Source organism: Escherichia sp. WS568, from assembly GCF_046486085.1.
GTDB lineage: Bacteria > Pseudomonadota > Gammaproteobacteria > Enterobacterales > Enterobacteriaceae > Escherichia > Escherichia coli.
This window is the reverse complement of sequence record NZ_JBJQMC010000003.1, coordinates 1-21,086: the sequence shown is the minus strand read 5'-3', so window position 1 is coordinate 21,086 and position 21,086 is coordinate 1. Positions and strand designations below refer to the sequence as shown.

The window sequence follows — 21,086 nt, the reverse complement described above, 5'->3', positions numbered from 1 at the left end:
GGTCCTTCTCTGGTGTTGTCTGGGAAGTGTAGAGCATGGCAGGGCGGGGTGCCTGGAGTGTGACAAAGGTTACACATCGCTGAGTGTAATGCTGAAAATTTCAGCACTTAGCGAGATGCGAGCAAGCTGGCGCTTGCATGGTGGCGTGCGACAGGTATAATCCACAACGTTTTCCGCATACCTCTTCAGTGCCGAAGTGGCGAAATCGGTAGACGCAGTTGATTCAAAATCAACCGTAGAAATACGTGCCGGTTCGAGTCCGGCCTTCGGCACCAAAAGTATGTAAATAGACCTCAACTGAGGTCTTTTTTTATGCCTGAAATCCAGTGTTTATCTACCTTTCCCGCTATATTAACTCTCTCAAGGTCAACCGATATCAACGTACATCTACCAACATATGTTGGTACAGATGATGGTATTTCCGGTTCGATAATGCTTGTACCAACAGGGAGGGAATACGCATGGCATTAACAGATATCAAAGTCAGAGCAGCCAAGCCAACGGATAAGCAATATAAGCTGACTGATGGTGGCGGTATGCATCTGCTTGTCCATCCAAATGGTTCTAAGTACTGGCGTTTGCAGTACCGTTATGAGGGAAAGCAAAAAATGCTGGCACTTGGGGTTTATCCTGAAATCACACTAGCGGATGCCAGAGTACGTCGTGACGAGGCGCGTAAGCTGCTTGCGAATGGCGTCGATCCGGGAGACAAAAAGAAAAATGATAAGGTTGAACAGAGTAAAGCACGAACCTTTAAAGAAGTCGCGATTGAGTGGCATGGCACCAATAAAAAGTGGTCTGAAGATCACGCCCATCGTGTGCTAAAAAGTCTGGAAGATAATCTTTTTGCAGCGCTTGGTGAACGTAATATCGCTGAGTTAAAAACTCGAGATTTATTAGCACCCATTAAGGCCGTAGAAATGTCTGGACGTCTTGAAGTGGCCGCTCGTCTTCAGCAGCGCACTACAGCCATCATGCGCTATGCAGTGCAAAGTGGGTTAATTGATTATAACCCGGCACAAGAGATGGCTGGGGCGGTTGCTTCCTGTAATCGACAACATCGTCCCGCGCTTGAATTAAAGCGCATCCCTGAGTTGCTTACAAAAATAGATAGCTATACTGGTAGGCCGCTAACCCGATGGGCGACAGAACTCTCTTTGCTGATCTTTATTCGGTCCAGTGAGCTGCGTTTTGCTCGTTGGTCAGAGATCGATTTCGAAGCGTCTATATGGACTATCCCACCGGAGCGGGAGCCTATTCCTGGAGTGAAACATTCCCATAGAGGCTCAAAAATGCGTACAACGCATCTAGTGCCTCTTTCAACGCAAGCTCTTGCAATTTTAAAGCAGATAAAACAGTTTTGTGGGGCCCATGACTTGATATTTATTGGTGATCACGATTCGCACAAACCCATGAGTGAGAATACGGTAAATAGTGCGTTACGGGTCATGGGGTATGATACAAAAGTAGAGGTTTGTGGTCATGGCTTTCGAACAATGGCCTGTAGTTCATTGGTCGAATCAGGTTTGTGGTCTCGTGATGCTGTTGAACGTCAGATGAGCCACATGGAGCGAAATTCAGTGAGGGCCGCGTATATCCATAAAGCAGAGCATCTGGAAGAACGCCGCTTGATGCTACAATGGTGGGCCGATTTTCTGGATGCAAACAGAGAAAAATTTATCAGTCCATTTGAATATGCAAAGATTAATAATCCATTAAAACAGTAATCATCCCGGGCAAATGCCCGGGAACTTACTCCATGAATATTTTCTTTGTTAAAAAGGCAAAACGATATTAACTGATGTATTAAATGTTTACCGGATTGCTCCCTGCAGGTGGATTATCAGAATCCGCAGTTATTCGTTATTTATATATATTCAATAAAAAGAAACATCATAAAAAATCCCGCACCCACAGGGTGATGCGGGATAACTGACGTAAGGAATGTTGCCGGGATTTGGTGGTCCCTTGTGCTGATATGAATACAGGTTCTATTCTATACAGAATCCTTTTCAGTACAAGAGACTGTATTACAGTTTGCCATATATGATTACCTGTGGTCCGGAAGAATAAGTGGCTGCGGTTTCAGACTGTCTGCCGGCACATTTTTCTCTCCGTTAAAAACCATAACGGGTTCATTATCTTCGTCTGTCAGCGGATTGAATGGCGTTATATTTTCGGTACGAATACCGGTCAGCCACTGAAAAATGCCTGCGAAATTACGGGCACTGATTTTCCTGCTGACGGACTGATGAGACGTGATGTCACTGGCGGTAATAATCAGGGGAACGCTGTAGCCCCCCTGCACATGACCATCATGATGAACAGGATTAGCACTGTCGCTGACCGACAGCCCATGGTCAGAAAAGTAAAGCATTGCAAAGTGACGGGAATGCCGGCGAAGGATACCATCAAGCTGACCGAGAAAGTTATCCAGTTTACTGATGCTGGCGAGGTAACAGGCAATCTTTCGGGGATACTGCTCCAGGTAATAATTCGGCCAGGAGTTAAGTCGGTCACACGGATTCGGATGAGAGCCAATCATGTGCAGGAAAATCACCTTCGGCGAGGATTTATCCGCCAGCGCACGTTCTGTTTCCTGTAACAACAACATGTCATCCGTTTTACGGGAAGCGAAGCTGCCTTTCTTGAGGAAAACGGTATGCTCCGCATCAGAAGCAATAACAGAGATGCGTGTGTCATGCTCTCCCAGTTTTCCCTGATTGGATATCCACCATGTGCTGTATCCTGCTTTTGCTGCCAGCGCCACCACGTTGTTGCCGGAATCAGGGTTCTGCTCATAGTCATAAATCAGTGTCCGGCTCAGGGAAGGTACGGTACTGGCTGCTGCCGATGTATAGCCGTCAATAAATAAACCGGGAGCTGTATTCAGCCACGGCGTGGTTGGCACGGGATAGCCATATACCGACATATAATCCCTGCGCACACTCTCACCAGTAACGATAACAATCGTGTCATACAACGGCACACCCGGCAGGATTTTCCAGTTATCAGCCCCGTGCTGACTCAGTTGTTTATAACGCTGCATTTCACGCAATGTGTCAGTTGTCCCCACAACAGTTCCTTTAACCATCCGCAACGGCCAGCTGTTTACAGAGCATAATACGAATAGCAGCAGTGCCAGCCAGTTACGGTGACCGCGGTGGTGTGTCCGCCAGAAAATCACCATGAATACCAGAATCGCGGCACTGACCAGAAAATGATAAACAGGAATCATCCCGGTAAACTCTGCAGCCTCATCAGCCGTGGTCTGCAGCAACGCGACAATAAAACTGTTGTTGATTTTACCGTACGTCATACCCGCAGGCGCATACAGTGCACAACAGAACAGAAATAACAGCGCTGTAATGGATGTGAGGGTATTTCTGTGTGCAAGGAGAAGAAGGAGAAACAGAAGCAGCACATTTCCTGTGGCATTCTTCTCAGTGTATCCGCATGCAATTGTGGTTATTGCAGAAACAACAAAAAAGAATAAAAACAATAAAATCCGGGGTGTGTTTCCCGGACAAAACAGTTTTCTGATATTCATCGGAGTATATCGACAACATTATGATGAAGAGAACAGGATAATAAAAATCAGAAATTATCTGTGAAACAGATAACCCTGCAGTAATAGACTGCAGGGTATTTCTGTTTAATTGCAGAAGATACGCAATTATCTTAATTGCTAAATATACGTATTATCGTTCAGGAGCAGTGTCGTCAGAAGTTATAAGTCACACCAAGCAGGATGTCATGACTTTTAACATCAACTTCTGACTTATATTTATCGCCCCACTCGTCCTTGTAACTCACACTGCTATCACCTGCATCAAGATAGCGATAGCTGAGGTCCAGAGCGATATCCGGGGTTACGTCATAGCGGACACCCGCGCCAAGGCTCCATGCGAAGTTGTCAGCAGAGCCTGAACGTGACAACGATTCGCGACCACTGCTTCCGTACCCATAATCCCAGGTACTGATACCGGTTGTTTTCTGGTGAATTCTGGCGTAGCCAATCCCTGCAGATACCCATGGTGTGAATGCACTGTCATTCCGGAAGTCATAGTACGCATTCAGCATCAGTGTGTTGACTGACACCTCATTCTTCAGGTCATCACGCCAGTAACCGCCTGACCAGCTGTCTTTATCTACGTTATACTTCGAATCAGCTTTTCCACGAGCGTAAAACTCCAGTTCCGTACGAACCGGAATACTGAACTGCGGGTAAAAATCATAACCGGCCGCGATACCGCCACTGAATACCGTATCATGGCCATCACCGCCTTTATATTTTGATGTTTCCTCTCCATCCCCCGACAGGAAACGCTGGTCTGCAAGTGACATAACAGAAGCACCTGCTTTACCGGTCACATAAAAGCCTGTTTTGCTTTCATCAGCCAGAGCCTGGGTCGAAAACATGCCTGCCATGGCAAGCGCTGAAACCGCAATAACCTTATTCATTTCAATCATCTCCGCTATCACTTTCCCCGAACGATAAATGGGGTTGCTCATTCTAAGACCATGAAAAAGATAAGGTAAAAGGAATGTTTTCGATCGAATCGATCGATAAAATCGATCGTGCCCGATAAAGTTTTCTTATCGTACCCATAAAAATGGTAAGGAATGGTTTAAGAGGTAATTGCAACGGCATGGAAGTATTGAGACCAGAACAGCACGAGATAAAGCGGCTGAACGTCAGATGAGCCATCAGGAGCGTAATGGTGTACGTGCTGCGTATATCCATAAAGCCGAACATCTGGAAGAACGTCGACTTATGCTACAGTGGTGGGCAGATTTTCTGGATGCGAACAGAGAACAATGTATCAGCCCGTTTGAATATGCAAAGATTAACAATCCATTAAAATAGTGGTAATGACTCCAACTTACTGATAGTGTTTTATGTTCAGATAATGCCCGATGACCTTGTCATGCAGCTCCACCGATTTTGAGAACGACAGTGACTTCCTGCCCAGCCTTGCCAGATGTAGTCTCAGATTCAGGTTATGTCGCTCAATGCGCTGAGTGTAACGCTTGCTGATAACGTGCAGCTTTCCCTTCAGGCGTGATTCATACAGCGGCCAGCCATCCGTCATCCATACCACGACCTCAAAGGCCGACAGCAGGCTCAGAAGACGCTCCAGTGTGGCCAGAGTGCGTTCACCGAAGACGTGCGCCACAACTGTCCTCCGTATCCTGTCATACGCGTAAAACAGCCAGCGCTGACGTGATTTAGCACCGACGTAGCCCCACTGTTCGTCCATTTCAGCGCAGACAATCACATCACTGCCCGGTTGTATGCACGAGGTTACCGACTGCGGCCTGAGTTTTTTAAGTGACGTAAAACCGTGTTGAGGCCAACGCCCATAATGCGTGCACTGGCACGACATCCGACGCCATTCATGGCCATATCAATGATTTTCTGGTGCGTACCGGGTTGAGAGGCGGTGTAAGTGAACTGTAGTTGCCATGTTTTACGGCAATGAGAGCAGAGATAGCGCTGATGTCCGGCAGTGCTTTTGCCGTTACGCACCACGCCTTCAGGAGCGGAGCAGGAAGGACATCTGATGGAAATGGAAGCCACGCAAGCACCTTAAAATCACCATCATACACTAAATCAGTAAGTTGGCACCATTACCTGACCAAGCTTCCTCTATTGCGGCACCTGATTGCATCAATATCGAAAGTGATAAGATCCTCTCACTAGCAGGGCATGACAAGTGTAACTGCTGATTTGTTAGCCTGTTTTAAGTTTTTTAAGATCAATTATTTCTCATTTTTTGACTTTATTGCTAGCCGTGAAAATGCAAAGCCTATAGGATACAAAAATTACAATTTGTAGGTTTTGTGAGTCATATGAAGGCAACCAATATAGACCCTCAACTGCTTGAAAAAGCCACGAGTATCTTTGCTGAGTTGGGCTTACCTATTGAGCAGGCTATTAACGTCTTTTTAGCTAAATCCGTTCAAGCCAAAGGTTTTCCGTTTTCTGTTGCTCTTGAAAATGAAGTAGAGACACGGGAAGTTGCACAAACGCAACACAATATCAGCAATGCAGAGATAACCGAAGCTATCCAAGACTTGGTTGAACATGCTCTACCACTGAGTGAAATAGAAAACCTCACGCAGCTAACTTATTGTCGCAACATTTTTGGGTTGTCATTCCCCGTGCTCAAACTGGCTAAATCATCACGGCCAGAAGACATTCGCAGTGCAGCCAAAGATGCCAAAGAGCGAAACCGCTACTCCACCACTAAAGTGGCCCAGCGAGATGAAAAAACCTATGTTATTTGCACCCAATGGACCGACAGACATCGTTCTGCATTTTGCCGTTGGCAAGCCATCTTTAGCTAGAACGCAAAATAATAACCAAACAATACACTGATTTTTTAACGATTTAACTTCATTTAGGTAGTATCAATGAACTTACAAGACAAAGAACAAAGCGCCAAACTCTCCAGTGCTATTTGGCGTATGGCAGATGATTTATGGGGTGATTTCAAACACACCGATTTTGCGCGGATTATCCTGCCATTTTTGCTACTGCGTCGTATTGAATGCGTGTTAGAACCCACCCGTGAGGAAGTTCGTAAGTTCTATCTGGCCGAAAAACAATCCGGCATAGACCTTGGTTTAGTGTTGCCAGAAATTGCGGGATTCGCCTTTTACAACACCAGTGAATATAGCCTAGAAACCTTAGGCGCGTCAGACACCGGCGACAACCTAGAACACTACATCAGCCAGTTCAGCAAAAACGTTCGTACCATCTTTGATGAGTTTAAATTTGGTCAAACCATAGAAGATCTGGAAAAAGCCAAGTTGCTGTATCGCATGGTAAACCATTTTGCCAACCTCGACTTGCATCCTGATGTAGTGTCTGACCGCGTATTATCAGATGCTTATGAAGAGCTGATTCTAAAGTTCGCCAGTTCGGTTAATGAAAAGGCCGGGGAATTTATGACCCCGCGTGATGCCGTGCGTCTTGCCACCAAACTGGTGCTGGCGGCGGATGAAGATATCTTTAGTGAAAAGGGTGTGATCCGCACCATCTATGACCCAACCTGTGGCACGGGCGGTTTCCTTTCCGATGCCATTAGCCAAATTGAAGAAATGGGCAGCAGCGCTAAAGTCGTGCCTTTTGGTCAAGAGCTCGACCCCGCGACCCATGCCATGGCGCTGACCAATATGATGATCCGCGGTTTTGATGCCAATAACATCAAGCAAGGCAACACCTTATCAGACGATCAGTTACGTGCCGACAAGTTTCACTACGGCCTTGCCAACCCGCCATTTGGCATTAAGTGGGAAAAAGCCAAGAAAGAAGTAGAACGTGAGCACAAACAGCTCAAATACGCCGGACGCTTTGGGCCAGGCCTGCCGAGTATTTCTGATGGTTCAATGCTGTTTTTACTGCACTTGGTATCAAAAATGGAAACGCCGGAAAATGGTGGTGGCCGAGTGGGTATAGTCCTTTCTGGCTCGCCACTGTTTAATGGCGATGCAGGCTCAGGCCCATCAGAAATCCGCCGTTGGCTGCTAGAACAAGACTTAGTCGAAGCGATTGTTGCCCTGCCAACCGATATGTTCTTCAACACCGGCATTGGCACCTACATCTGGATTTTGACTAACCATAAAGAGCCAAGACGCAAGAATCAGGTGCAACTGATTAACTTGGCAGATATTTGGACTCCCATGCGTAAATCGCAAGGCGATAAGCGCAAGTACCTGAGTGATGAACAGATTGACGATATTGTCCGTGCGTACGATGGCTTTGAAGCCAGTGACAACTGTAAGATCTTCCAGACTACTGATTTTGCCTACCGTAAAGTCACCATTCAGCGTCCACTGCGTGCCAAACTAGATATTACCGCTGCGGGCATTGCTGCATTTGTGCAGCAAGATACGTTTAAAAAACTCAAACCAGAGCAACAAGCGGCATGGGTACAATACCTCACCGATAACCTTGGCCTTCAGCCTTATGAATGGGCACGTTTGGCGGTTAAGAAGAATAACAATAAGGGTGACTTTGGTAAGTGCTCAAAAGCACTGGCTACGGCCTTAACTGCGCACTTTGTAAAAATTGATCCGCAATTTGAGCCTGCACTGGATGAAAAAGGCCAAGTGATCGCCGACCCTAAACTCAAAGACACCGAAAGCATTCCTTTTGACCGCGACGTTGAAGATTACTTCGCACAAGAGGTGCTGCCACATGTACCGGATGCCTTTATTGATCACTCAGTGCGTGATGAAAAAGACGGCGAAGTGGGCATTGTCGGTTATGAAATTAACTTTAACCGCTATTTCTACCAATACGTGCCACCACGCGAGTTGAGTGTGATTGATCGTGAGCTAAAAGCATGTGAAGCGCGCATTCAGGCTCTGCTGAATGAGGTGGCGTAATGAATGCTGGCAACATAGTAGATGCTTTCGTATCTGACTCGAAATGGAACTCAGTACCAGCTAAACGTTTATTTACGAGTAGCAAAGAAATCAATCAAGGAATGAAAGAATCTAATCGTCTTGCACTAACAATGAAAGGTGTCATAAACCGCTCGTTAGACGATTTACAAGGACTTCAATCTTCTGATTACTCTGTTTATCAGATTTTTGAAAAAGATGACTTAGTTTTTAAGCTCATAGATCTTGAAAATATAAAGACTAGCCGAGTGGGGATTGTGCATGAACGAGGAATAATGAGCCCTGCATACATCCGTGTTTCAGCGAGTTCAAATAGCATCTACCCAAGGTTCTATTACTGGTACTTTTTTGCTCTATACCTAACCAATATTTATAACAAACTGGGTGGAGGAGTTCGTCAGAACCTAACAGCTGGTGATCTTTTAGAAATACCTGTTCCACTGATTGATATTTCATTACAGAAGCAGGTTAGCACATTCCTTGATCGCGAAACCCAGCGCATCGACAGTCTGATCGAGGAAAAGCAGACCTTTATTAAGCTGCTCAAAGAAAAACGCCAAGCACTGATCAGCCATGTGGTCACAAAGGGGCTCTATCCCAATGTGGAGATGCAGGACTCTGGCATCGAGTGGATTGGGCAAGTGCCGAAGCATTGGGAAGTCAAAAAGATAAAGCATATTTGCTCCAACTTTATGTATGGAACCTCTCAAGACTGTAACCAGTCTGATGTTGGCTATCCTGTTCTCAGGATACCAAACATCAAGAGTACCAATGTTGATTTTGAAGATCTCAAATATGCAAATATCAGTGATGTTGATGCTTTAACTTATCTTTTATCAAGAGGCGACATTTTAGTCATCAGAACTAACGGTAACCCTAATCTGGTCGGCCAAAGCGCGCTTTTTGATTCAAATGGGCAGTATTTATTTGCGTCGTACCTAATAAAGTTAACACCAAAGCAAGGAGTGGATACTAGCTTCTTAGTGGAAGCGATGAACTCACTATCTGTTCGTCAAGCATTAACATTTCAGTCAAGAACATCGGTAGGTAACTACAACCTGAGCATTCCTTCACTAGCTAATACAAGTATTGCTATCCCACCAATTGATGAGCAAAAGACAATAACGAATTACTTGAGTGCAGCAACGATAAACATTGATTTACTGATTCAAGAGACTGATAAATCGATTGATCTTCTAAAAGAACACCGCACATCGCTGATCAACGCGGCTGTCACAGGAAAAATAGACGTCAGGGAGGCGGTGTAATGGCTGCACATCATGAAGTGCATTTTGAACAATATATTACCGAGCAGTTGGTGAACAATGGCTGGAAAGAAGGCCATTCCTGCCACTATGACCAGCAACGCGCCCTTTACCCGCAAGATGTCATGGATTGGGTAAAGGCCACCCAGCCAGATGCCTGGCACAAACTGAATAAACTGCATGGTGTGAATGCCGAGCAGGTGCTGTTGGAGCGTTTGGAAAAAGCCCTCTCTTCCCACAAAGCTGGCAGTAAAACAGGTGGCACCATTAATGTGCTGCGTAAAGGCTTTACCATTGCAGGTTGCGGCACGATTGCCATGGGCCAACGCAAACCCGAAGATGCGCGCAATGAAGAGCGTATAGCCCGTTATGAGCACAACATTTTGCGCGTGGTGCGCCAACTGAAATATTGCCCGACTCGCGAGTGGGAAATTGACTTGGTGTTCTTTATCAACGGTCTACCCGTTGCCACCGCCGAGCTAAAAACCGATTTTACCCAGTCGCTAGAATCGGCGATTGCGCAGTACAAAGAGGATCGTCTGCCCGTTGACCCAAAAACCAAGCGTAAAGAGCCGCTGTTAACCTTTAAACGCGGTGCAGTGGTACATTTTGCCATGTCTGATACAGAAATCGCCATGGCGACCAAACTGGCGGGAGAAAATACCTATTTTCTGCCCTTCAATAAAGGCCATGATGGTTCTACCTCTGATTTGCCCGTACACATCAACTTGCCGGGTGAAGATGGAGAGTATCCGGTCAGCTATTTTTGGCAAGAAATTGCCCAAAAAGATAATTGGCTACGCATTTTCTACAGCTTTGTGTATGTCGAAACCAAAGAGGTTGCCGATAGCAATGGCAAGGTTGAGCGTAAGGAAACACAGATTTTTCCGCGTTATCATCAGTTAGCCGCAGTCAACAAGATGATTGATGATGCCCGCCAGAACGGCGCAGGCATGCAGTATCTTTGTGAGCACAGCGCCGGTTCGGGAAAAACCTCTACCATAGCCTGGACGGCCCATGATTTGATTCGTTTACGCAGCACCGATGGTAAAGCGGTCTTTAAATCAGTGATCATTGTGACCGACCGCACCGTGCTGGATTCGCAGTTGCAAGATGCGGTGCAACAGCTGGATCATCAATATGGGGTGATTAAGGCGATTGATCGCGAAAAGAGCAGCGAGTCGAAATCAAAACAGCTGACTGAAGCGCTATTGACTGGCACGCCGATCATTGTAGTGACGATTCAAACCTTCCCATATGCGTTAGAAGCGATTCTGACCAATCAATCTTTGGCACAAAGTAACTTTGCGGTGATCATCGATGAAGCACACACCTCGCAAACAGGCTCTACAGCCAAAGGGTTACGCGCAGCGCTTACTCTAAACCTTAGCCCTCAAGAGTTGGAGCAAATGAGCATTGAGGACATTCTTACTAAGGTGCAAGAAGCGCGCGCCATGCCCAAGAACGTTTCGCACTTTGCTTTTACGGCAACACCCAAGCACAGCACCAAGATGTTGTTTGGCCGCCCGAAAGACCCTAACCAACCAGTGTCAGATGACAATCTTCCTGAATCGTTCCACCTCTACACCCAACGTCAGGCCATTGATGAGGGTTTTATTCTTGATGTGCTGGAGAATTACACCCACTACGATACAGCCTACAAAATTGGTGAGAACAATCTGGATGAGAAGCGCGTAGACAGCAAACAAGCTCGCCGCGCGTTGGCGCGCTGGATGTCACTGCACCCAACCACGGTCAGCCAAAAAGTCGAATTTATTATTAAGCACTTCAAGGCCAATATCGCTCACCTACTGGAAGGTGAAGCCAAAGCCATGGTGGTCACATCGGGCAGGCCACAGGCGGTGAAATACAAGCTTGCTTTTGATAAATACATTAAAAAGCATGGTATTGAAGGTATCCAAGCCTTGGTTGCCTTCTCGGGCAAAGTCCCCGGCAAAGATTTGGGTGATGAAGACAGCCAAGACCCGCTAGAAATTGATTTCGATAAAGAGTACACCGAGTACAACTTAAACCCAGACACGCACGGGGCTGACCTGCGCCATGAGTTTGAGAAAACCGAATATCGCGTCATGTTAGTCGCCAACAAGTTCCAAACGGGCTTTAATCAACCAAAACTGGTTGCCATGTATTTGGATAAGAAAATATCCGATGTAGAAGCGGTGCAAACGCTGTCTCGCCTAAACCGCACCTATCCAGGCAAAGACACAACCTTCGTGATTGATTTTGTTAACGATCCACAAACCATTCTCAATGCGTTCAAAAAGTACGACAAAGGCGCGCAGCTTAATGAAGTGCAAGATGTGAACGTCATCTATGACATCAAAGATATTTTGGATGAACAGAACATATACAACCATCAAGATTTAGAGTTGTTTAAGCAAGCGCGTGGTAAATCGATTCTCGGCCAATCACCTGACAAAAAGTCACACGCGCACAAGAAACTGCTAGCTGCCACACAACGCCCTACCGATGTGTTCAACGTTAAGCTCAAAGAGCTGGTTGATGCTGCAAACCATTGGGATCAGCAATACAACAAAGCGCACCTTGCGGGTGATGAAAAAGCGGCGAACTACGCAGAATCTCAGCGCAGTGATTTCACCAAGCAGCGCGAAGCACTAATGCGTTTTAAGTCAGATTTAGCTCGATTTGTGAAGCACTATAGCTATATGGCGCAATTGATTGAGTTTGGTGATCCTGAACTGGAAAACTTTGCCGCGTTTGCTCATTTGCTATCACGTCGATTGAAAGGGGTAACACCAGAAAACATCGATCTCAGTGCACTGGTACTAGAAAAATTCAAAATCAAATACGACAAAGAGCCGCTTCCAGAAGCGTTTAATCAGGTACTTGAACCTATCCGCCCCAACTATAACGACCCTGCGGATCGTGAACAGGCATTTCTTGCCGATATCATTCGCCGCCTAAACGAACTGTTTGGCGATGTCGGCGACGAACCCGGTCGCCGAAACTTTGCCAACGGTACTATTACGCGTGTCACCCAAAATCCAATTGTGGTTGAGCAGATAGAAAAGCACGACAAGTCGATTGCCCTCAAAGGCGACTTGCCGCAAGCGGTGAAGCAAGCCGTTGTGCAGGCTCTGCTGAAAGAAGGTGATATAGCCCGAACGCTACTCAAAGACCCACAAGTTATGGCAAGTTATGTTGAGTTGATTTTTGACATGATGAAGCAAGGTGCAGAACAGGCGGCGGTGAAATAATGAATACTGCGTTTCGGGTTTTACTTACGTTCAATGCAACATCACTACTAGTGATTATCTTTGCGGTACAAAAAGGGTACTCACTCGGATATTTCTTTGGTGGTTTCGCTTGCTTCGATTGGATAGCAGCACTTCCGAACGCAGTATCATATTTACTCTATTTTCTTATCCCTGTTTTATCGACTGGATTGAGTATTTGGCTGAGTAAGTATTTGGGTAAAGACGATTTTAAGGCGGGTGAAGTAGCGAGTATTGAGCATGCCAATAACAGCTTCCTACCAAGTTATTTGGGTTACTTTTTCGTGGCGTTGAGCATTGGTAACTGGGAGACATTGTGGTTTGTTTATGGCGTTTTGTTTGTTTTTACTCTCTTATCGCAAGCACTCTACTTTAACCCATTGTTTTTACTGTTTGGTTATGAGTTTTATAACATTACAACCAAAAACGGAACGGCCATTTTCCTTATTAGCCGAGAGCGCTACAAGAAGCCAGATGACATCGAAATATCATTGGCTTATCGAATCAATAATTACACATTTATCGAGCGAGGATAATGATGGACCATGTACTGGCACATATAAAAACTAGAGCAAAAAAACGCATTTTCAAATTGGTTTCTGATCAATCTCTTTTTGATACCGTCACAATCGACTTAAATGCCTGTATTCCATACAATCCAGACCATAACCTTGACGAAGACTCATGGTTTAAAATTGAAGACTTTAGTCAAAAAGAGTTTTGTATTGAACTGCTAAAAAAAGACTATGATTCAAAAGACTACGATGACTTAACCAAAGATAACTTCGCCAAGATCGCCTACTTATTTGCAATTCAAGGTAATGATTTTTACTTTCAAAAAATCACTCCAAGCCTATTCGTAAAACGCAAAACGCTTGTTTTTGGTGAAGCCGCAGAAATTGAGAAGAGCCAAACACGTTTAGTAATAAACGCCTTACCTGATGCAGTGTACTTCAAAGTGGCCGATACCTTGATATTCAAAAATCTGGCAACGATCTCGAGCATTTTTAAAGGTATCGATGAGTTGTACAAGGAAGCAACAAAAGAAGAAGTTGAGCAGTTTTTAGATGCACAGTTTATAGAGTTGGGTAATGACTACAACGTAGATAGCGTCTCAAAACCTAATAGAAAACGTATTGGCCTTGCTATGGCAACACTTGATGCGATGTCTGCTGACGATAAAGCTAACATGCTTGATTATATCGACGGTTACTGCGGTGAACAGAAGCTGAAATTCGATAAAGAAAATCAGAAGTTTGAAATATCTAATGACGATGAGTTGAAGTTACTGCTTTATGGCATTGAACAACGCTTCTATACGACCCCGTTTGGCAAAGAAAAAAGGCTCGCTAACTCTGTAACCGCTATGGATAAATAATAGCCCATTATCAGTAACATATGAAGGTTGATTCAATGGCCGATAACATCCCACAAGCTCCTCAAGGTGAGTTTGTTCTTTTCACCAGTGCTGATGGTCAAACCCGCGTTGAGTGTCGTTTTGAGTCTGACACCTTGTGGCTTTCTCAGGCTGCAATGGCAGAGCTTTATCAAGTTAGCTCTCAAGCAATCACCCAACACGTAAAAGCTGTCTATTCTGAAGAAGAGCTTGAGCAAATTTCAACTTGTAAGGATTACTTACAAGTTCAACTGGAAGGTGGCAGAGAAGTAAAGCGAAGCATTCGTCACTACAGTCTTCCGGTTATTCTTGCAGTAGGATACCGAGTTCGCTCAACACGTGGCACCCAGTTCCGCCAATGGGCAACCAGAATGTTGCAAGAATACCTAATCAAAGGATTCGTCATGGATGACGAGCGCCTGAAAAATCCGCCCATTGGCCATTCTGCTGTGCCAGATTACTTTGATGAAATGCTGGAACGCATTCGTGATATCCGAGCTAGTGAGCGTCGCGTTTATCTGCGAGTCAAAGAAATCTTTACCATGGCTGCTGATTACGAGCCATCTAACCAAGAGACCAACCGCTTCTTCCAAACCATTCAGAATAAGCTGCATTATGCTTGTACGCATATGACGGCTGCTGAGCTTATCGCCAGCCGTGTGGATGCCAGTAAGCCGGATATGGGCTTAACCAGCTATAAAGGCGATGAAGTGCGCAAGACAGACGTTACTGTTGCCAAGAACTATTTGCGTGAAGACGAAATCAAAGAGCTTAATCGCATCGTCAATATGTGGCTCGACTTTGCTGAAGACCAAGCACTGCGTCGCAAGCAGGTATTTTTACAGGACTGGGCCGATAAGCTTGACCAGTTCTTGAGTTTTAACGATAGAGATGTATTAAACGGTGCAGGAAAAATCTCCAAGAAAGACGCTGATGACAAAGCGAAATTGGAGTTTGACCGCTTTGCCCAGCAGCGCCGTCGTTTAAAAGAAGCCGAAGGCGCACGGGCCAATATCGCAGCCCTCAAGGCCATACTAAAAAAAGATAAATAGCCGATATAGTACAGCCCTGATCTCTAATGAGTTGAGGGCTGTGTTGTAAGATCATAACTATAAAGGATTATCCATCTTAAAATCGTCGATATCGCCTGTCATTTTGAATAGATTGGTGTCATTCCAACGGCACAGTTGTCTAACCCGCATTAGATTTGAGTTGGCTCTGCGGATTATTGAGAAAGCATCTTCAACAGCAGTAATCACCGATTTTTCCCAATCTTGTGCTCGGGTAAAGGTGCTTTGTGAATAGCGATAATTGCCCTCACGGGGGAGGTAATGGCTGATCACCTGGTATTTGTCAGAATTCTTTTTAGGTTTAAACTCGTTGTAAACCCAGAAAATTTCGAGTTTTTTGTTTCTTTGCCTTACACGACAACCAAAATGACCTGGGTAGCCTTCAGAGTTTTTACCTCTATGTGCAACGTTGTTCAGCCAGAACAAGTCTGCAATTTTTTGTGCTATGTAGAAGTAGCGGAGCTGTTCTATTTCGGTTGATTTATGGGTGTAGTGTAGATATTGCTCTGATATGGTTAAGGAAAAAGCATTGCGTCGTCTTGATTAACATTTGTGCTATTGACAATAAAGGTTTCCCAAATATTAATTTGTGTTTCTAGTCCTTTAAATGATTTTGAGAAGGCTTCTATGTACTCAGATTGCGGTTGATTTCCCCCATTTAGTGCTGCACCAAATGTAGCTATCTGTTGTTCTAAAAATGAATGATTTTTGGTCATTACATAATCCTCTGTGTGGTTGATACTGCGTATTTTCATGAAAGGAGATCACTCAATAACCCCCCTGTGTCAGCATAGTTGTCGCCTCAATTTTTTAAGGAGATAACAATGCCAGGACAACCAATACCAAATGAGCTCAAAGAAAAAGGACTGATATGGCTTTTGCCACCATACTGTTGGTCACACCGTCAGATAGCCCGGAAGCTGAAGATCAGTGCCTCAGTTGTATCAAAATGGAGATGTGAGTTAGTGGAGCAAGGACTTTTACCTGAAAATGAAAAGATTACCTCCGTTGATGTTGAAGACTGGACACCGGAGCGTCGATTCTCAGTTGTTCTTGAGACGGCTACGCTGTCTGTCACGAACGGTGCAATAGTGGATCACTTTTCATCCGTCGTTGACACTGTCAGAAATGGAGCTTGCCGATTATTGCCGACGCATGGGATTGTTTGTTGAACAGGTTAAAGAATGGCGGGCTATCTCAATTCAGGCGCATGAAAAAAATTGACGGAAAATATTCGAACAGACAGGGCATTGCGTGACGCAAAAAATAAGTTACGAGAACTGGAGAAAGAGCTTAAGCGCAAAGATAAAACTCTGGCGGAAGCTGCGGCCCTGCTTATATTAAGGGAAAAGTTCAATGCCCTCTGGGACAACAGCGAGGAAGACTGCCCCCTCTCCTGGAGCGGCATAAAATTATTTCTCTTGTCCGTGAGGCCGTCGCCAACGGCGCCCGGAAAGGTCAGGCTTGTAGGTGTATCGGTATTTCTATTCGGACACTTCAGCGCTGGACTAATGGCAACATCATCACCACGGACCGAAGATCCGATACTGTAAACAGCTCTCCCCGAAATAAGCTGTCAGAAGCGGAAAGATTGCGAATACTGGAGTTGTGCAACTCTCCAGAGTTTGCATCCTTGCCTCCAAATGTGATCGTACCAACTCTGGCAGACAGAGGTATTTATATTGCTTCTGAATCAAGTTTTTATCGTGTACTGAAATCAGCCAAGCAGTTGAAGAAACGATCCCGTGAATGCCAGTATAAACTGGCCTGATGTACTCAGGGCCGTTGCACCGAATCAAGTCTGGAGTTGGGACATCAGCTATTTGCCGTCCTGGGTCAGAGGCCAGCATTTTTACCTCTATATGATCGTCGATATTTACAGTCGCAAAATTATTGCTGCTGAGGTATTTGCCAGCGAATCTGGAAAACATGCAGCAGAACTACTCCAGCGTGCAGTATGGAATGAAAAATGTTCATCCAACAATCTGGTACTCCATTCTGATAACGGTGGTCCCATGCGCAGTGACACGTTGTTGGCGAAAATGTATGCGCTTGGTGTGCTAAGTTCTTATTCCCGGCCAAGAGTCAGTAATGATAATCCTTACTCAGAATCTTTGTTCCGGACTCTCAAATATTGTCCCTGGTGGCCTGAGAACGGTTTTCGCACTATTGATGATGCCAGAGTATGGGTAAACCAGTTTTGTAAACTGGTACAACTTTGAACATAAGCACTGCGGGATCAAATACGTCACGCCAGCCGAGCGTCATCAAGGTAATGACATGAAAATACTGGCAGCCTGAAAAGCGGTATACCAGCTAGCTCGCGAGCAACATCCTGAACGTTGGGGCAAGTATCTACGTAACTGGAACTACATATCAGAAGTCTACCTGAATCCAGAAAAAGAGGCTGCATAACGTAATTTTATTACAAAAAGCGACAACTACCTTGAAAAACACCGCCAAATCATGATCGATTCGAATGCCAAACTGCGATCGATTCAGATGCCATTTTGCATGCTGCCAGAGCAATATTCCCCCTGATGGTTGTATCAGAGATGGTATGCCGGTACTTTGCGGGTTGTTCCTGTCAGGTTATCGTGCACCTCCACATTCGTTGTCACTACCGGCATTCCGTTCTGTCTTAGTCTCAGGACATCAGCCGCAATACGCTGACTGCCAGACCAGAACAGGCCGTCCAGCGCAGTCACCAGCAATCCCGCCTCCAGCGCATACTTCAGCCGTTCACGGGGCACTTTCACTTCCCGGGCAATCTGCTGATAGGGTGATGATGTATTTTCATTCCCAACCATCCGGCGAATACGGTGAGACAGATGATACCGGAATGTATCCGGCACACCGGAAAGACTGGCCTTCAGGCTGTACACGCAGCCAAATCGCTTATCGTTGAACACCACATTTTTCTGGCTGATATCCCATTCTTCTCGAAGCGCAGCAATCAGCTGTGGCGTGCGGGTTAAAAGCAGACGAAAAGGCAGTTCAAAACTGGTGACGTAATCCACATTCAGCAGGGCAATACGCAGCCGTTCTTCTGGTCCGGCCTCTGTCTGCCGACACTCCTCCAGAACATCCTGCCACTGCTGGCAAAGGCGTGGAGATTCATTCAGTTCTGTAAAACAATATTTATCCGCAAGATAGTCAATTTGTGCAGGCATACTGAAGAGAATTCCGTATAAAGATTCAGCAGACAAAACTTTATCAGTCAATAAGAATCAACGGAAGCACAGAAGGTTCATACGTCCATCACCAACTGATTGTTGTCATAACGGGTAACATAAAGGACTGAACGACTGTTTGAACCGCCCCGGGTTTCCTGGAGAGTGTTTTATCTGTGAACTCAGGCTGCCAGATCATCGTTTCCGATGGAAGCATAATAAGCTTTTTCTGCTTCTGCCGGAGGAGTATGGCCCAGCCTTCCCAGCAATCGTCGATTGTTATACCAGTCCACCCACGTTAGTGTGGCCAGTTCCACTTCTGCACGGTTTTTCCAGCTCTTACGGTGTATTACCTCCGCTTTGTAAAGACCATTGATGCTCTCAGCCATCGCGTTGTCATACGAGTCGCCTGTACTCCCTGTTGATGCCAGTAATCCGGCTTCTTTTAGTCGCTCCGTATAGGCCAGTGACACATACTGAGAGCCTTTATCGCTGTGATGGATGGTGCCAGACGGACGACGGGCCCACAACGCCTGCTCCAGCGCATCCAGCACGAATGTCGTTTCCATAGACGATGAGACCCGCCACCCCACGATGTATCCGGCAAACACATCAATGATAAACGCCACATAGACGAAGCCCTGCCATGTGCTGACGTAAGTAAAATCAGCCACCCACAGCTGGTCAGGTCGTTCTGCCACGAACTGACGGTTTACGCGGTCGCCTGCGGCAACGGCTTTCCGGCTGATGGTCGTACGGACCTTTTTACCCCGGAGAACACCGGCAAGTCCCATAACCGCCATGAGACGTGCCACTGTACATCTGGCCACCCTGATTCCTTCCCGTAACAACTGACGCCAGACTTTACGCACACCGTACACCTGATGATTTTCATCGTATACGCGCTGTATCTCTCTCTTCAGCCAGTCGTCGTGCTGCGCACGGGCACTGCGTTTATCCGGATGATGTCGCTGTTGCTGACAATGGTAATACGTTGACGGGGCAATATGCAGTTCGCTGCATACCGGTCCGACCCCGTACTGCTCACGCAGCTTATCCAGCAGTGGCATCATTTTTCCAGAGGCGGTCGAACTCCGCCTTCGCAAAATAAGCGGAAGCCTGGCGAAGGATATCGTTACTGCGGCGCAGTTCACGATTTTCACGTTCCAGCTCTTTCAGACGCTGACGTTCAGCGCTGGTGAGCCCACCATCACCGCCCCCGGTATCCCGCTCATGCTGGCGAACCCAGACACGCAGAGTCTCCGGCGTACAGCCAATCTTTGGAGCAATGGAACAAATTGCCGCCCACTGTGAGTCATATTCATCCTGACTTTCCAGAACCATACGAATCGCCCGCTGACGGACTTCGGGGGAAAAACGAGTATTTTTAGTCATCCTGTTTACCTCTTTCTCAGGGAGTTTAGTCTCCAGGATTTCCGGGGCGGTTCAGTTTTTAGCCATTTCTGATTAGGTTGCTCCGCCTTAAAATCTCTGGCAATAAAGTTATCCGGAGCCGGTCCGATTTCTCCGCAATATGGGCTGTAGTGGCGACGGTGGTTCCAGTTAACGACAAGCTGTTCCTTCACCATAAGTCTGCGTACAACTTTTTCTGATAGCCGTAGCCCCTCATATCTGAGCATCGCATGTAAGCGACGATAACCATAACACTGGTAGTTACTGTTAAAGATATCTGCCAGCATCGTACGTATCGTGGCGTATTTCCTGCTCAGTCGGGCGATTTCCTCCCTCAACGCATCGAATTTGCCTCCAGGGAAAGTTCCTTATGCTTACTCATAGTCTGGTAAGTACTGTTGCCGATAATTTCAGCTTTCCATTTATACAATACTGTACAACTGATACCAATGCGCCAGGTAACTTCACAGGTCGATAATCGTAGAGTACTCAGCGCCATGACAGCCTGACATTTAACCTCTACCTCAAATGGGAAACAGGATGAAAAATAAAAAGCTTCAGGCCTCATTTAAATTATTAAAGAATTACATTGTGGTGAAATATTCACCACAATGTTAATTAGTTCTCTTTAGTATTGTCAGCCGCTAATTTTAAAGCATCTTTTGCTAGACTTTCATAATAAAACTGAGTTAACTGTGAGGTTAAAAAATCATCCATCAGGACTTTAATAAAGAGATCTTTTGAGACCTTCGTGTCAAGCGTAATCTTTGTTCCATCTTCATTGAATCTGATTCTATTGACCAGCACTGGGTAGATCTTACAAAACTCTATTATTTTTTCATTTTCAATATTAGCCAATATTACTGGCGAAGATTTTGCCACCCTTGTTAATTTTCTGGCATATTTTACATCATCTATTAGTTCTTTTATCGAATTTATATCAGCGATAATATCCATACTCTCAATGGCACTAATGCCAAGCACTGATGAATCCCCTAATGATTTTGGTAAAAATCATTAAGTTAAGGTGGATACACATCTTGTCATATGATCAAATGGTTTCGCGAAAAATCAATAATCAGACAACAAGATGT

15 protein-coding genes, 1 tRNA gene, 4 pseudogenes and 1 other annotated feature are annotated in these 21,086 nt (G+C 45.6%); of the genes and pseudogenes, 11 read left to right on the top strand and 9 right to left on the bottom strand.

Features of this window, described 5'->3' with window-relative positions; translation table 11 throughout:
* The first annotated feature begins 190 nt into the window (after positions 1–190).
* Positions 191–275 (top strand) — tRNA-Leu (locus ACJHWR_RS04250).
* A gap of 186 nt (positions 276–461) precedes the next feature.
* Complete coding sequence (locus ACJHWR_RS04245; protein WP_001218930.1) at positions 462–1,727, top strand: tyrosine-type recombinase/integrase; 1,266 nt, start codon at positions 462–464, stop codon at positions 1,725–1,727.
* 323 nt (positions 1,728–2,050) lie between these two features.
* Here ACJHWR_RS04245 and ACJHWR_RS04240 read toward each other — a convergent pair whose 3' ends face one another.
* Complete coding sequence (locus tag ACJHWR_RS04240) at positions 2,051–3,550, bottom strand: phosphoethanolamine transferase (protein WP_012311728.1); 1,500 nt, start codon at positions 3,548–3,550, stop codon at positions 2,051–2,053.
* Between the two features lie 173 nt (positions 3,551–3,723).
* Positions 3,724–4,464 carry an outer membrane protein gene (locus tag ACJHWR_RS04235; protein WP_001477155.1) on the bottom strand — a complete coding sequence of 247 codons (741 nt, stop codon included), beginning with the start codon at positions 4,462–4,464 and terminating at the stop codon, positions 3,724–3,726.
* 223 nt (positions 4,465–4,687) lie between these two features.
* Here ACJHWR_RS04235 and ACJHWR_RS04230 point away from each other — a divergent pair.
* Positions 4,688–4,870: pseudogene (locus ACJHWR_RS04230) on the top strand (integrase); the annotation flags it as partial.
* Between the two features lie 16 nt (positions 4,871–4,886).
* On the opposite strand, the gene ACJHWR_RS04225 reads toward ACJHWR_RS04230, so the two are convergent.
* Positions 4,887–5,584, bottom strand: a protein-coding gene (locus ACJHWR_RS04225; RefSeq protein WP_223677309.1) for an IS1 family transposase whose coding sequence is annotated in 2 segments (ribosomal slippage) — positions 4,887–5,335 and positions 5,335–5,584 — 699 coding nt in all. Because the reading frame shifts where the segments join, the coding sequence is not laid out codon by codon here.
* A gap of 272 nt (positions 5,585–5,856) precedes the next feature.
* On the opposite strand from ACJHWR_RS04225, the gene ACJHWR_RS04220 reads away from it, so the two are divergent.
* The 7 genes from ACJHWR_RS04220 to ACJHWR_RS04190 all read left to right on the top strand — a co-directional run bounded on the left by ACJHWR_RS04220 (position 5,857) and on the right by ACJHWR_RS04190 (position 15,388).
* On the top strand, positions 5,857–6,354 hold the full coding sequence (locus tag ACJHWR_RS04220) for a type II toxin-antitoxin system RelB/DinJ family antitoxin (RefSeq protein ID WP_000648433.1): 498 nt from the start codon (positions 5,857–5,859) through the stop codon (positions 6,352–6,354).
* A 66-nt stretch (positions 6,355–6,420) separates the two neighbouring features.
* Positions 6,421–8,400: a class I SAM-dependent DNA methyltransferase gene (locus ACJHWR_RS04215; protein WP_001053122.1), complete on the top strand. Its 1,980-nt coding sequence runs from the start codon at positions 6,421–6,423 to the stop codon at positions 8,398–8,400.
* Positions 8,400–9,686, top strand: a complete 1,287-nt coding sequence (locus ACJHWR_RS04210) for a restriction endonuclease subunit S (protein WP_000991122.1) — start codon at positions 8,400–8,402, stop codon at positions 9,684–9,686. Before ACJHWR_RS04215 ends, ACJHWR_RS04210 begins: the two co-directional genes overlap by 1 nt.
* Positions 9,686–12,922, top strand: a complete 3,237-nt coding sequence (locus ACJHWR_RS04205; protein WP_000718842.1) for a type I restriction endonuclease subunit R — start codon at positions 9,686–9,688, stop codon at positions 12,920–12,922. Before ACJHWR_RS04210 ends, ACJHWR_RS04205 begins: the two co-directional genes overlap by 1 nt.
* Positions 12,922–13,476: a hypothetical protein gene (locus ACJHWR_RS04200; protein ID WP_001090220.1), complete on the top strand. Its 555-nt coding sequence runs from the start codon at positions 12,922–12,924 to the stop codon at positions 13,474–13,476. Before ACJHWR_RS04205 ends, ACJHWR_RS04200 begins: the two co-directional genes overlap by 1 nt.
* 2 nt (positions 13,477–13,478) lie before the next feature.
* Positions 13,479–14,318 carry a hypothetical protein gene (locus tag ACJHWR_RS04195; RefSeq protein ID WP_000350135.1) on the top strand — a complete coding sequence of 280 codons (840 nt, stop codon included), beginning with the start codon at positions 13,479–13,481 and terminating at the stop codon, positions 14,316–14,318.
* Positions 14,319–14,353: 35 nt separating this feature from the next.
* Entirely contained in the window at positions 14,354–15,388 is a 1,035-nt protein-coding gene (locus tag ACJHWR_RS04190) for a virulence RhuM family protein (RefSeq protein ID WP_000774671.1), read from the top strand.
* 57 nt (positions 15,389–15,445) lie between these two features.
* On the opposite strand, the gene mobI is transcribed toward ACJHWR_RS04190, so the two are convergent.
* Together mobI and ACJHWR_RS04180 are read right to left on the bottom strand one after the other, a co-directional pair.
* Complete coding sequence (gene mobI / locus ACJHWR_RS04185) at positions 15,446–15,832, bottom strand: conjugative transfer protein MobI(A/C) (RefSeq protein ID WP_001342709.1); 387 nt, start codon at positions 15,830–15,832, stop codon at positions 15,446–15,448.
* Between the two features lie 89 nt (positions 15,833–15,921).
* On the bottom strand, positions 15,922–16,122 hold the full coding sequence (locus tag ACJHWR_RS04180) for a hypothetical protein (protein ID WP_012311738.1): 201 nt from the start codon (positions 16,120–16,122) through the stop codon (positions 15,922–15,924).
* A gap of 108 nt (positions 16,123–16,230) precedes the next feature.
* Here ACJHWR_RS04180 and ACJHWR_RS04175 point away from each other — a divergent pair.
* A pseudogene (locus ACJHWR_RS04175) lies at positions 16,231–17,821 on the top strand (IS3 family transposase).
* A 134-nt stretch (positions 17,822–17,955) separates the two neighbouring features.
* Here ACJHWR_RS04175 and ACJHWR_RS04170 read toward each other — a convergent pair.
* The 4 genes and pseudogenes from ACJHWR_RS04170 to ACJHWR_RS04155 form a co-directional block, all read right to left on the bottom strand.
* Positions 17,956–18,579, bottom strand: a complete 624-nt coding sequence (locus ACJHWR_RS04170; protein WP_001470157.1) for a hypothetical protein — start codon at positions 18,577–18,579, stop codon at positions 17,956–17,958.
* Between the two features lie 182 nt (positions 18,580–18,761).
* Positions 18,762–19,974 (bottom strand): annotated as a pseudogene (locus tag ACJHWR_RS04165) (IS3-like element IS1203 family transposase).
* Positions 19,578–19,693: a sequence feature (AL1L pseudoknot), on the bottom strand. It overlaps the preceding pseudogene by 116 nt.
* 59 nt (positions 19,975–20,033) lie before the next feature.
* Positions 20,034–20,524 (bottom strand): annotated as a pseudogene (locus ACJHWR_RS04160) (IS3 family transposase); the annotation flags it as partial.
* A gap of 86 nt (positions 20,525–20,610) precedes the next feature.
* Positions 20,611–20,976: a Kiwa anti-phage protein KwaB-like domain-containing protein gene (locus ACJHWR_RS04155; protein ID WP_000900706.1), complete on the bottom strand. Its 366-nt coding sequence runs from the start codon at positions 20,974–20,976 to the stop codon at positions 20,611–20,613.
* Positions 20,977–21,086 lie beyond the last annotated feature (110 nt).

Coding starts and splice junctions, on each gene's coding strand:
- ACJHWR_RS04245 (WP_001218930.1), top strand. CDS start 462: ATGGCATTAACAGATATCAAAGTCAGAGCAGCCAAGCCAACGGATAAG.
- ACJHWR_RS04240 (WP_012311728.1), bottom strand. CDS start 3,550: ATGAATATCAGAAAACTGTTTTGTCCGGGAAACACACCCCGGATTTTA.
- ACJHWR_RS04235 (WP_001477155.1), bottom strand. CDS start 4,464: ATGAATAAGGTTATTGCGGTTTCAGCGCTTGCCATGGCAGGCATGTTT.
- ACJHWR_RS04220 (WP_000648433.1), top strand. CDS start 5,857: ATGAAGGCAACCAATATAGACCCTCAACTGCTTGAAAAAGCCACGAGT.
- ACJHWR_RS04215 (WP_001053122.1), top strand. CDS start 6,421: ATGAACTTACAAGACAAAGAACAAAGCGCCAAACTCTCCAGTGCTATT.
- ACJHWR_RS04210 (WP_000991122.1), top strand. CDS start 8,400: ATGAATGCTGGCAACATAGTAGATGCTTTCGTATCTGACTCGAAATGG.
- ACJHWR_RS04205 (WP_000718842.1), top strand. CDS start 9,686: ATGGCTGCACATCATGAAGTGCATTTTGAACAATATATTACCGAGCAG.
- ACJHWR_RS04200 (WP_001090220.1), top strand. CDS start 12,922: ATGAATACTGCGTTTCGGGTTTTACTTACGTTCAATGCAACATCACTA.
- ACJHWR_RS04195 (WP_000350135.1), top strand. CDS start 13,479: ATGGACCATGTACTGGCACATATAAAAACTAGAGCAAAAAAACGCATT.
- ACJHWR_RS04190 (WP_000774671.1), top strand. CDS start 14,354: ATGGCCGATAACATCCCACAAGCTCCTCAAGGTGAGTTTGTTCTTTTC.
- ACJHWR_RS04180 (WP_012311738.1), bottom strand. CDS start 16,122: ATGACCAAAAATCATTCATTTTTAGAACAACAGATAGCTACATTTGGT.
- ACJHWR_RS04170 (WP_001470157.1), bottom strand. CDS start 18,579: ATGCCTGCACAAATTGACTATCTTGCGGATAAATATTGTTTTACAGAA.